Raw genomic sequence first — 11628 nt, 5'->3', positions numbered from 1 at the left:
AAGATGCCGTAGAAATCGCTGCTTTCGATCGAGCACTCCGCGCCTATGGCCGAGATTACAAGCCAGAAGCCTAATCAAACAGGCTCTGATCTCGGTGGCGGTGAAGGCAAAAATGCAGCAGCTTTCGCTCGCGCAGGAGCGTCGGTAACGTGCATTGACTGCTCAGATATTGCAATTTCAAATGGAAAGGCTGCATTCCCTGATCTAGGTATTTCATGGTGTGTCGGGGATGCGGAGGAAATTCTCTCCGAGCGAACGAAGTATGATGTTGTTGTAATGTATGGACTTCTCCATTGCATGCCAAGCGAGGCTGCTATTTCCAACCTTGTTCATCGTGCTATCGGGGCAACAAAGCCCGGTGGTATGCATATTTTAGTTTCTTTTAATGACCGGAGCCAAGATTTGGCGTTGGCTCATCCAGGTTTTCACCCAACTTTATTGCCTCATTTGGCCTATATGAGGCTTTATTCAGGACATGATATTCTTTGTGCCACTGATTCAATTCTTGAGGAGGTGCATCCTCATAATGGTATTCCGCACCATCACTCCGTCACGCGAATGGTTGTAGAAATAAGATGAGCGCACTCTGCCCGCCGGATCTGCGGCGCCTTTATCATGACGATCGGGTGATCCCGTTCATTGGCGCTGGGGCGTCGATGGCTGTTACATGGATGAGGAAAGGTGAACAGGCGCGGGGGCCGTCTTGGCGTCAGCTTGTAGATCACGCATGTGAAATACTAGGGATAAATGAACCAGAGCTTCTCCGCGTCCGGGGGAGTGACTTGCAAATACTGGAGTACTTCCGTGCTATAAAGGGCGGGTTTGCTCCCTTGACGAACTGGCTTTCAGCAGAATTCAGTTATGCAGAAGACAGTGATATACTTCGCTGCCCAATACACCAAGCTCTCGTCCGACTAGAGCGTTGTCGAATTTTTTATACAACTAATTATGATAACTTTATAGAGCGAGCGTTGCGTGCTTCGAAACGCGAGACACATGTCACATCTTCAGAATTGAATATAAATCATAAGCGCTTTGTAGATGAAGTCGTCAAATTTCATGGTGATTTCAATGATCCTGAAAATATGGTTTTTTCAGAAAGCCAGTACTTTATGAGAATGCGCTTTGAGAATGCCATGGATTTCAAGTTACGTTCAGACATATTAGGGCGAGCTGTCCTGTTTATAGGTTATAGCTTTAATGATACAAACGTAAACTACCTATTTCATTTGGTAAACCATATATTCAATAATTTGCCAAATACGTACACCGGGCGTCGCGCTTATATCGCGCTGCCAGATCCATCCGAATTCGAGCGCCGATTGTTCCATATGAGGAACATAGAGGTGATACCTATTCCTTCTGCAAGTCCAGAAAAGGCCATTGCTGATCTTCTTGACGACATGCGAGTCTGAAATGCCAACAAAGCCAAAAATTGTTTACTGCTCTTGGAGTAAATACAAAATAGAAGAATGGGAAACAGTCAGGCGCCTTGAGTACGAACCTGGAAAGCATTTTGATGACGTAATTGAGTTTGAGTTTCGGAAGGTTGCTACGCGTGAGCCCTTGCTCTGTGATTTAAGTGCTATGGTCCGCGCGAAGGTTATCTCCGCTTATCAGGCGGTTCGTGTGCCCTGTGTTGTTGAGCATGCTGGTCTCATTCTAGGCGGTTATGAGGTGCAAAGCTACCCAGGAGGATTAACACAGCCCATGTGGGATGCACTTGGAGCGGAAAAGTTCGTAGCAACTTGTTCTATTCTAAGCAAAGCAGCAACTGCTCGTGCAGTGATTGGATATTGCGATGGGGCAAATGTTGAGGTATTTGTCGGTGACACTTTTGGAGAGCTAAAAAGCACTCCTTCGGGAAAACGTGACTTCTATTGGGACCCAGTGTTCTGCCCCGATGGATTCGGAGGGAAAACCTACGCAGAGATCGCTGATAGCAGTTTGGCTGATAAATTGAGCATTTCACAGTCCATAAAAGCTTTGCGTCAATTTGTTGCGCACCGCATTGGAAGTAGCCCAATGTTGTTCCCTGGACTTTAAGATAGGTCCTGTACAAGCTTATTTAGAGATCGACGTAGAGCGTCAATGCCTAGAAAATTATATATATAAGTATGCGCAGTTCGCCCTAAAGCTGCGATGTCGGATTCCACTGGAGCGTCATAAACCTTAAGAAAATCTCTGTATTTGAAGTCAAGGCTATTGGCGCTCTCGCGAAGTCTGTACATTTCGTATGCAATGTCTGGCGGGGTGTGGACATATAGAAGTGCCGGTTGCTCTTCTAAGCGCTTTGTAAGGAATTCGTAAGTTTCAAGTTGCCGTATCCCATCAATAACGAAGCGGCTCTCTGGAGATTTTGATATAATTTCGGCAAGGGCTTGAGCAAGGCGGTTCGGACCAGTCGGATTTCTAATAAAATCTTCGGCACGTCTCTGAAACTCCTCGCGGCCTATTTCTTGAAGGCTTGGAGAACTCATAAGATGCTGAAGAATAACTCCTGAATTGATCGCTTCGGCATGGAGATGCTGGGCTAGGTAACGACTAGTCTCCGACTTTCCAGATCCAATGCGCCCTGCAACCACTAAAGTGCGGGCCCGCCGCGTTGCACGCAAGCTTAAATGGCGTATGACGGGTTCTGAAATTATATTAGACGGATAGTATCTCCTCAAACATAGCTGAGACCAATATTCATACTCTGTTACGTCAACCTTTTCTTTGGTAAGATCAACCCAACTCAATGTGCGAAGTGAGGACTCTCCCTTTTCCAGTCTCCTAGCATCGGACCAGTCATTAATCCACACACGGTAAACGACAGCTAAGTGCCGCCGACCTACCTCGGAGGAGTCGTCATTTAATATCCCCAAGCATTCCATAGGAGAGCCGCGGAAAAGGTCGACGCTAGCTCGTGTCAGATGACCATGGAAATGCTTCTCGGCTAAGCTAAGTCTTAGCTCTTCGCTTAGCTCACGGCGCGCACAGGACTCAATGCCGCGATCAGCACTAGAAAATATATCATTATCAGCGGCACTAACGTGGCCCCCGAAGCCAATGCATTTCGCTCCCCTGAGGAACTCAGCGGCCCGGCTAAGATAAGATCTTCTGTATGTTAGTAAGCGGTGGCCGCACTGAACAATCACATAGGTAATAAATTGCTTGGCATCATTCCTGCTCTCAGCCTCAGTTCGATCAATATATAGTGTTCGATTAAGAAGTCTTGGAAGGACCGAGATGTAGTCGCCATCTATGCCTTGAAACGTAAGAATGCTTTCGAAATGACTTTCCGGAGTACAAAGTACCTCTTCGGTCGGAAGGCGAAGCTTCCTAGGCTCGGCGATATACTCAGACAGTACTTTTGATTCGGAGCGTAAGAGTTGTCCTTCGTCGTACGCGTCTTTGAGCTGGTTTCTTAACAGAAAACGCCCGCGCGCTACTCTTGTGAACCTTGACGACGTCTTTAGCTGCTTTATGTCGAGGCTCAGCCTTGCCTGCATAGAATTTTCCGGAGTTCGGCTAAGCGAATGATCACCGAAGAGACCTCTTTCTATTCCCCTTTCTACAATCTCACGTGCGCTCAATGGCGAGCGCGTTGCGCTCAGTACAGCTTCCGCAACTCGAAGATAGATCTGCGTAGACTTTCTTACCTCTTGAGCATCGTCGATCATAGACATTATTGCCCTGGGCTCTCCGGTTCATGTTCGGCCTTAGCTTATCAAAGACCGCTATAGAAGGAACCCCACGTAATTTCGTCACTGTAACGGTTAGCGGCGGAACGGCGCCCTGGTGTATCGGGTGCCGGGACGGCACGGATGAGAGACCTTTTCGCAAGCCATAGAGACCCGTGACGTCTGGCGCCCGTGCGCCGTTGACTCTATAAGGAATCCGGACCTCAAGGAGCCCAGCCATGGCCGAAGTCGTCATCTACACCACCCCCTTCTGCCCCTACTGCGCCCGCGCGAAGAAGCTGCTGGACGGCAAGGGCGTGCCGTACGAGGAAATCGACGTCTACTCGCAGCCGCGCCGGCGCGAGGAGATGACCCAGCGCGCCGAGGGCCGCACCACCGTTCCGCAGGTCTTCATCGACGGGAAGCCGGTCGGCGGTTCGGACGACATCCACGCGCTGGACCGCGCGGGCAAGCTCGACGCCATGCTGGGGATCGCCGGATGAGCGCGACGTTCAAGGCCGCCTGCGTCCAGGTCAACGCCGGGAGCGAGATCGAGCCGAGCCTGGAGGACGCGGGCGACCTGATCCGCCGCGCCCGCGACGCCGGGGCCGACTTCATCGCGACGCCGGAGAATGTCAGCCTTATGGCCTTCGGCCGGCAGCGCATCATGGAGCGGGTGAAGCGGGAGGAGGAGCATCCCGGCATCCCCTTCTTCTCCGACCTCGCGCGGGAGACGGGGGCTTGGCTGCTCGCCGGTTCGCTCGGCATCCTGCTGGAGGAGGGGCGCGTCGCCAACCGCAGCTACCTGTTCGACGGCAACGGGCAGATCGTCGCCACCTACGACAAGATCCACATGTTCGACGTGGACCTGAAGGAGGGCGAGAGCTACCGGGAATCCGCCACATACCGGCCGGGTGACCGGGCGGTGGTGGCGAACACGCCCTGGGGCGGGATGGGGCTGTCCATCTGCTACGACATGCGCTTCGCCTATCTGTACCGCATGCTGGCGCAGAACGGTGCGAGCATCATCACCGCGCCGGCCGCCTTCACCGTGCCGACCGGCCGCGCCCACTGGCACGTGCTGCTGCGCGCCCGCGCGATCGAGACGGGCTGCTTCGTCCTGGCCCCCGCCCAGACCGGCACGCACGACCAGGGCCGCAAGACCTACGGCCATTCCCTGATCGTCGCCCCCTGGGGCGAGGTGCTGGGCGACGCCGGCGAGGAGGTGGGCTTCACCATCGCCGAGCTGGACATGGCCCGCGTCGATGAGGCCCGCGGCATGGTCCCCGCCCTGACCCACGACCGCACGGTCGATCTGGTCCGGATGGGCTTCTGATCCGCTTGGCCTTCTGATCCGCCTGGCTACTGCCGGCCCCCGTCAGGGCGCCGGCAGGGGCCGGGGTTCCGGGTCGCCGTCCAGCCCGTCGCCCGGCGTCAGGTCGTTGACGGCGCAGAGCCGCTGCACGACGGCGGCCTTGGGCGAGGCGACCTCCCCATGCTCGTAGGCGACGGTCTGGAGCCGGCCGCGCGTCAGTTCCAGCAGTTCCCCGCTGCGCAGCAGGAAGGACGGGGAAGCGGGCCGCCCGAAGCGGCCGTTGCCGACGGCGAAGGTCTCGTAGATCAGCACCCCGCCCGGCGCCAGCGCGTCCAGCAGGGCCGAGAACAGCGGCCGGTGCAGGTAGTTGGTCACCACGATCCCGGCGAAGCGCCGCCCGGCCAGCGGCCAGGGGGAGCCGTTCTCCAGATCGGCCTCCACCAGCTCCACCCCGTTCCGTCCCCGGAGGTCCTCCACCCCGCGCAGGTCGCGGTCCAGCCCGACCACCGGGAAGCCGCGCGCGGCGAAATGCCGCAAGTGCCGCCCGGCCCCGCAGGCGAGGTCGAGAACGGTGCCCCCGGAGGGCACCAGCGGCGCGAAACGCACCACCCAGGGGGATGGCGGGCCGAGGACGGCGTGCGGAGGCGGCGGGGTCGTTTGCTGGGACATGGCTGATCCGTAAAGGCGAATCCGGTTGAGGGTTTGACGGCGGCGGCCCGGACGTGGTGAATTACCGCCTCTTTCCCTTCACTCTACACACCGAGGGTTTGACGGGGACATGATCCTCTTCGAACTGAAATGCGCGGCGGACCACCGTTTCGAGGCCTGGTTCCGCAACAGCGACAGCTACGCGGCCCAGGCCGCCGAGCATGCGATCACCTGCCCGGTCTGCGGCGACGCCGACGTGACCAAGGCGCCGATGGCCCCCCGCATCTCCAAGGGCCTCGGCAAGCGCGCCCCCCTGCGCGAGCCGGTCGAATCCGCCCAGCCGGGGCAGGGGAACGACAAAGCCGTCGCCGTGCCTGTCCCCGCCGCGGTTCCGGCCGCCGCCGGACCTGCCGTCCAAAGCCCGGCCGACGAGGCGCGGCAAAGGCTCGCCGCCGAGATGATGCGCCAGCTCGGCGAGCTGCGCCGCAAGGTCGAGGAAAACTGCGACTATGTCGGCGACCGCTTCGCCGAGGAAGCGCGCCGCATCCATTACGGCGAGACCGACCCGCACGGCATCTACGGCGAGGCCTCCGACCAGGACGTCGAGGAGCTGCGCGAGGAAGGCGTGGACATCCACCGCATTCCCTGGCTGCCGCGCACCTCCTGATCCCCGCCTTTCCCTGAAGCCAAATCCCGCCGGCACGCCGGCCCCGGACGGCTAGGCCGCCTTCGACCGGCGCGAGGCGCTGGTCGGGATGGTCAGGGTGAAGACCGTTCCGGGGCCGCCCTGGCTGCTGCTGCTCTGGCCGACGTTTCCCTGCCCGATGTGCACGGTCGCCGCCGCCTGCTGGGCGAGCGAGCGCACCAGAACGAGGCCGAGGCCGCGCGGACGGGGGCCGCTGTTTTCCGGCGGCAGGCCGACGCCGTCGTCGCGCACCGTCAGAACCATGCCGTCCCCGGCCGGCTCCAGCCCGACCATGACGGTGCCCGGATGGCCCTGCGGGAAAGCGTGGCGCAGGGCGTTGGACACCAGCTCGCTGGTCATCAGGGCGAGCGGCATGGCCCGGTCGGCGTCCACCGTCCAGTCCCGCGCCTCCACCACCAGCCGCGCTCCCGTCGGGTTGGCGGAGCGCACCAGCCCGTCGCAGAGCTGGTGCAGATAGTCGGCGAGGTTGATGCGCGCCGGCTGCTCGGAGCGGTAGAGCAGCTCGTGAACGAGGCTCATGGACTGGATGCGGCGCAGGCTTTCGTCGAAGCCGTAGCGCGCCCGCTCGTCGATCCGGCTGCCCTGGAGGCGCAGCAGGCTGCAGATGACCTGGAGGTTGTTCTTCACCCGGTGCTGCACTTCCTTCAGCAGCACCTCCTTGTCCTCCACGGCGCGCTCCAGGCTGGCGTTCACGGCCTCCAGCTCGGCGGTGCGCTGGTGCACCCGCTCCTCCAGCGTCGCGTAGGCGACCTGGAGCGCGTCCTCCGCCTCGCGCTGGCGGCGGGCGCGCTGGATGGCGAGCGCGCCGATCAGCGCCACGGCCCCCATGGCCGCCGCCGCGTAGGTGGCGTAGGCCCAGAGCCGGGCGCGCCAGTGGGCGCCGACGCTGACCGACGGCACCGTCACCCGCGCCACCACGTCGCGGCCCTCCACCGGACGGGTCACGGAGATGGCGGTGTCCTCCCGCGCCGGAAGGGCGGCGGGCGGCTCGCTGACCAGCAGGGTGCCGTCCGCCTTCTCCAGCGTGATGATGCGCTCGTGCCCGATGTCGAAGGCCTTGTAGATGTCGCGCAGGTAGCGTGGCGAGACGGTCGCCACGGCGAGGCCGCGGAACTCCCCCGGTGCCGCGGCGAGCGGGCGCGACAGCAGGATCTGCGGCTCGTCGGTGGCGTCCTCGCCGTCGATCCGGCCGATGAAGGGTCCGTTCGCCGCCGCGTCCGGCGGCCCGGCCTGCGCCGCCAGCCCGCCCGGGCGGGCGCCGTCCGTGCCGGCCGGGAAGCGGCGCGAGGTCATCAGGGTGGCGCCCTCGGCGTCGGTCAGCCGCAGCGACACCATGTAGGGGGTGGCCCCGGCGAGTGCGCGCAGCCGCTCCCAGGCGGCGCGGTCGGCGGGCACGGGCGCGCCGGCCGGGCCGCCGAGTTCCACCGCCTGGCGCAGGATCAGGTCGCTCGTCTCCACCAGCCGGGCCGCGTGTTCGGCGACCAGCAGGCTGACGTTGCCGGCGAGGTCGGTCGCCTGCCGGTAGGAGGTGTCGCGGTCCCGCCAGGCGAAGAGGGCCGACAGCCCGACCGTCAGCAGGATCGCCGCCACGCAGGCGATCACCACGAGCGAGGTGCCCGGCAGCCGGTGATGCCCGGGGGCGGGCGAGGGGAGGGGACGCGGGGCGTGTGTCGGCATGGGGCGGGCAGGTGAGGGGCGTGGTGGGCGGAAGGATCGGACAGCGCGCCGGCGCGGCGGCCGGAGGGGCGTTCCGCCGGGCCGGTTCAACGTCATTGAACCCGCGCCGGCCAGTCCCCATAGTCGGCCTAACCATGGCACGGCGGCGCGAAGGGGGACAGGGCGCATGCGTATCGACGGCTCAGCCTATCGGACGATTTGGCCTACGCAGGATGGCCGGGCCGTCGAGATCATCGACCAGACCAGGCTGCCGCACGATTTCGCCATCGCCCGGCTGACCAGCCTGGAGGAGGCGGCGCACGCCATCCGCGCCATGCTGGTGCGCGGCGCCCCGCTGATCGGCGCCACCGCCGCCTATGGCCTCGCCCTGGCGCTGGCCGAGGACGCAAGCGATGCCCGGCTGGAGGAGGCCTGCAAGGCGCTGACCGCGACGCGCCCCACCGCCGTCAACCTGCGCTGGGCGCTGGAGCGCATGCGCCGCCATCTGGCGGCCCTTCCGGCGTCCGAGCGCGCCGAGGCCGCCTTCCGCGAGGCCGCGGCGGTCGCCGACGAGGACGTCGCCATCAACCGCGCCATCGGCGAGCAGGGTGCCGCCCTGATCGAGGCGGCCGCGGCCCGCAAGGCGCCGGGCGAGCCCGTCAACATCCTGACCCACTGCAACGCCGGCTGGCTTGCCACCGTGGACTGGGGCACGGCGCTGGCGCCCATCTACGTCGCCTTCGAACGGGGCATCAAGATCCATGTCTGGGTGGACGAGACGCGCCCGCGCAACCAGGGCGCCAGCCTCACCGCCTGGGAGCTGAACCATCACGGCGTGCCGCACACGGTGATCGTGGACAATGTCGGCGGCCACCTGATGCAGCATGGCATGGTGGACCTCTGCATCGTCGGCACCGACCGCACCACGGCGACGGGCGACGTCTGCAACAAGATCGGCACCTACCTGAAGGCGCTCGCCGCCCACGACAATGGCGTGCCCTTCTACGTGGCGCTGCCCTCGCCGACCATCGACTGGGGCATGGCCGACGGGCTGCGGGAGATCCCCATCGAGGAGCGCGACGCGACGGAGGTCACCGACCTCACCGGCATCACGGCGGACGGGCGGATCGAGACGGTCCGCGTCACCCCGGCCGGCAGCCCCGCCGCCAACTACGCCTTCGACGTGACGCCGGCGCGGCTGGTCACCGGCCTGATCACCGAACGCGGCGTCTGCCCCGCCTCCCGCGAGGGGCTGGAGGGGCTGTTCCCCGAAATGCGGCTGGCGGCCGAGTAAGAGGGAGAGTGGGGAGAGAGCTATTCCCCGTCCGGATTTGCGTTATCATCGCCGGAGAACCATCGCTCCCGGCCGGCATGAGACGTCTTTTCGCCACCCTGATCGCCACCCTGCTGCTGTCCCATCCGGCGCAGGCGCAGACCAAGGCTCCCACCGCCCAGTCCCAGGCCGGTCAGCCTGCGCCCGCCGGGCCGAAGCTGGGGGAGGAGCTGACGGCCATGGGCGCGATCCGCGCCGGCAACCAGGCGCGGTCGGTGCCGCCCTGGACGGGTGGGCTGTCGGCTCCGGTGAGGGAGTTCGAGCCGGGCAAGCACCACCCGAACCCCTTCGTCGAGGACGTGCTGTGGTTCACGGTCAAGGCCGGGGAACTGCGGCGTTACGAGCCGCGCCTGTCGGGCGGGCTGAAGGCGCTGCTGCGGCGCTATCCCGACAGCTTCGAGATCCGCCTGTTCCCGAGCCGCCGGACCGCGGCGGCGCCCCAGCGCCTGTACGACGAGTCCATCGCGAACGCGGCCCGCGCCGGCCTGTCCGACAACGGGCTGGTGCTGAACGGGGCCAAGGCCGGCGTTCCCTTCCCGGTGCCGGCGAACGGCGCGCAGGCCATGTGGAACCACATCCTGCGCTGGCGCGGGGAGACGCTCAGCCGCACGGGCACCACGGTGATCTCCGACGGGCAGCGGCAGCTCGCCACTTCCGTCTTCCGGGAAGACCGGCTGTCGGGCTATTCCGCCGGGCAGGAGGGGCGGCCCTTCCATTACCGCCGCACCCAGCTGGAGCCGGAGGCCGAGGCCGGCACGACGCTGCTGTTGCAGGGCACGCTGGACCCGCTGCGCGTCCCGCGCGCCGCCTGGTTCCGCCAGGGCGAGCGCGGCAAGCCCATGCGGGCGGCGGAGTTCGCCCACGACACGCCGGACCCGGCGGCCGGCGGCATCCGCACCGCCGACATGCTGGACATGTTCAGCGGCCCGCTCGACCGGCTGGACTTCACGCTGCTCGACAAGCGGCGCGAGATGTACGTGCCCTACAACGCCTACCGGCTGAACGCCCCCAACCTGACCCCGCGGGACTTCCTGTGGCCGAACCACCCCAACCCGGAATTCCTGCGCTACGAGCTGCACCGGGTCTGGGTGGTCGAGGCGGCCGTCAAGGCCGGCCTGCGCGACGCCTTCCCGGAGCGTACCTATTACCTGGACGAGGACAGCTGGCAGATCTTGATGGCCGACTATTACGACGCGGAGGGCAATCTCGCCCGCTACGGCGAGGCGCACGGCATCGCCCATTCGCAGGTCCCGGCCTTCCTCCCGGCGATGGAGATCACCTACGACCTGACCGACGGGCGCTACGTCGCCAGCGGGCTGGACAACCAGCATGGCCCGCCGGTCTTCGGAAAGCCGATGAAACCGGAGGAGTTCGCCCCGGAAACCCTGCTGCGCAAGGGAAGGCGGCAGTGAGCCGGGAAGCGCCGTTGAACGGCTTGACCGTCCGCCCCGCGACGGCGGAGGACGTGCCCTTCTGCCTCGGGCTCGCGCCCCGGCTGGCCGGCATGGCGCGGCTGCGCGGCCGTGAGCGGACGGAGGTGGACGCCTTCCAGGAGCGCTTCATGCGCGCAGCGCTCGGCCCGCTGGCCGAAGGCCGGACGGCGGAGGGGGCCTCCACCCTCGTCGCGGTTGGGGAGACGGGCGAGCGGCTGGGCTTCCTGCATGTCGAGCCGGCGCCGGATCCGATCTCCGGCGATCCCGCTGGCTATGTCTCCCTCCTCGCCGTGTCGGAAGCGGCGGAGGGGCGAGGGACGGCCCGCGCCCTGATGGCGGCGGCCGAGGAGGTCGCGGCGGCGTCGGGCTGGCGCTTCCTCAGCCTGGACGTCTTCGCCAACAATGGCCGCGCCCGCGCCTTCTACGAAGGGCAAGGCTTCGAGCCCGAATCGCTCCGCCTCTACCGCCCCGTCGGCGGGTGGCCGGACAGCCCGCCGGACCCGCGCTGACCGCGCATGGCACCGGCCCCGCGCGTCCGCGCCGCGTCCGCGCGAACCCCAAGCGCACACGAAATTCCCGGGAGGTTCGCGCGGGCCGAAAACCCAGGCGCCGCAAGCGCTCCGGCGGTGGGCCGCGCCTGGAGGGGGGCCACGAGCGGCCGATGCTCGAAGGTTCGCGCAAATGGGATGGTTTCATGAACCGCGCCAATGACTTACACTGGGGCCGTCGCTCCCCATACGGGGGCGTGGATTGAAACCTTTTCCACGAGGCGCCGGACGATGTAGTCGGTCAGTCGCTCCCCATACGGGGGCGTGGATTGAAACGCCTTTGTCCAGCACCTCGTCGGGGATCGCGGAGTCGCTCCCCATACG

11 protein-coding genes and 1 CRISPR repeat array (1 of these 12 cut by a window edge) are annotated in these 11628 nt (G+C 64.0%); of the genes, 9 read left to right on the top strand and 2 right to left on the bottom strand.

The window, feature by feature from the left end; all coding sequences use genetic code 11:
* Positions 1–45 precede the first annotated feature (45 nt).
* From JUB11_RS19510 to JUB11_RS19485, 5 genes are all read left to right on the top strand, one after another.
* Positions 46–579, top strand: coding sequence for a class I SAM-dependent methyltransferase (locus tag JUB11_RS19510; protein WP_207460240.1), 534 nt, complete (start codon positions 46–48; stop codon positions 577–579).
* Positions 576–1415, top strand: a complete 840-nt coding sequence (locus JUB11_RS19505) for an SIR2 family protein (RefSeq protein ID WP_207460239.1) — start codon at positions 576–578, stop codon at positions 1413–1415. Before JUB11_RS19510 ends, JUB11_RS19505 begins: the two co-directional genes overlap by 4 nt.
* The gene (locus JUB11_RS19500) at positions 1384–2046 is read left to right on the top strand and encodes a non-canonical purine NTP pyrophosphatase (RefSeq protein ID WP_207460238.1); all 663 of its coding nucleotides are present in this window, start codon (positions 1384–1386) and stop codon (positions 2044–2046) included. Before JUB11_RS19505 ends, JUB11_RS19500 begins: the two co-directional genes overlap by 32 nt.
* Before the next feature lie 1858 nt (positions 2047–3904).
* The gene (gene grxC / locus JUB11_RS19490; protein WP_207460236.1) at positions 3905–4168 is read left to right on the top strand and encodes a glutaredoxin 3; all 264 of its coding nucleotides are present in this window, start codon (positions 3905–3907) and stop codon (positions 4166–4168) included.
* Positions 4165–5001: a carbon-nitrogen hydrolase family protein gene (locus tag JUB11_RS19485; RefSeq protein WP_207460235.1), complete on the top strand. Its 837-nt coding sequence runs from the start codon at positions 4165–4167 to the stop codon at positions 4999–5001. Before grxC ends, JUB11_RS19485 begins: the two co-directional genes overlap by 4 nt.
* A 42-nt stretch (positions 5002–5043) precedes the next feature.
* On the opposite strand, the gene JUB11_RS19480 is transcribed toward JUB11_RS19485, so the two are convergent.
* On the bottom strand, positions 5044–5649 hold the full coding sequence (locus JUB11_RS19480; RefSeq protein WP_207460234.1) for a class I SAM-dependent methyltransferase: 606 nt from the start codon (positions 5647–5649) through the stop codon (positions 5044–5046).
* 109 nt (positions 5650–5758) lie between these two features.
* Between JUB11_RS19480 and JUB11_RS19475 the strand changes: the two genes are divergently transcribed.
* Complete coding sequence (locus JUB11_RS19475) at positions 5759–6295, top strand: DUF1178 family protein (protein ID WP_207460233.1); 537 nt, start codon at positions 5759–5761, stop codon at positions 6293–6295.
* A gap of 51 nt (positions 6296–6346) precedes the next feature.
* On the opposite strand, the gene JUB11_RS19470 is transcribed toward JUB11_RS19475, so the two are convergent.
* On the bottom strand, positions 6347–8011 hold the full coding sequence (locus JUB11_RS19470; protein ID WP_207460232.1) for a sensor histidine kinase: 1665 nt from the start codon (positions 8009–8011) through the stop codon (positions 6347–6349).
* Positions 8012–8177: 166 nt separating this feature from the next.
* Here JUB11_RS19470 and mtnA point away from each other — a divergent pair, with 166 nt between their 5' ends.
* The 3 genes from mtnA to JUB11_RS19455 all read left to right on the top strand — a co-directional run bounded on the left by mtnA (position 8178) and on the right by JUB11_RS19455 (position 11265).
* Positions 8178–9284, top strand: coding sequence for an S-methyl-5-thioribose-1-phosphate isomerase (gene mtnA, locus JUB11_RS19465; protein ID WP_207460231.1), 1107 nt, complete (start codon positions 8178–8180; stop codon positions 9282–9284).
* A 77-nt stretch (positions 9285–9361) separates the two neighbouring features.
* The gene (locus JUB11_RS19460; protein WP_207460230.1) at positions 9362–10735 is read left to right on the top strand and encodes a DUF1329 domain-containing protein; all 1374 of its coding nucleotides are present in this window, start codon (positions 9362–9364) and stop codon (positions 10733–10735) included.
* A 14-nt stretch (positions 10736–10749) separates the two neighbouring features.
* Entirely contained in the window at positions 10750–11265 is a 516-nt protein-coding gene (locus JUB11_RS19455; protein WP_207460229.1) for a GNAT family N-acetyltransferase, read from the top strand.
* A gap of 216 nt (positions 11266–11481) precedes the next feature.
* Positions 11482–11628: direct repeats of the CRISPR family, unit length 32 nt; unit sequence GTCGCTCCCCATACGGGGGCGTGGATTGAAAC; it runs 1423 nt beyond the window's last position.

Origin of the sequence: Azospirillum sp. SYSU D00513, from assembly GCF_017356015.1 — a bacterium.
Taxonomy (GTDB): domain Bacteria; phylum Pseudomonadota; class Alphaproteobacteria; order Azospirillales; family Azospirillaceae; genus Azospirillum.
This window is presented reverse-complemented; position numbering and strand designations above follow the sequence as displayed.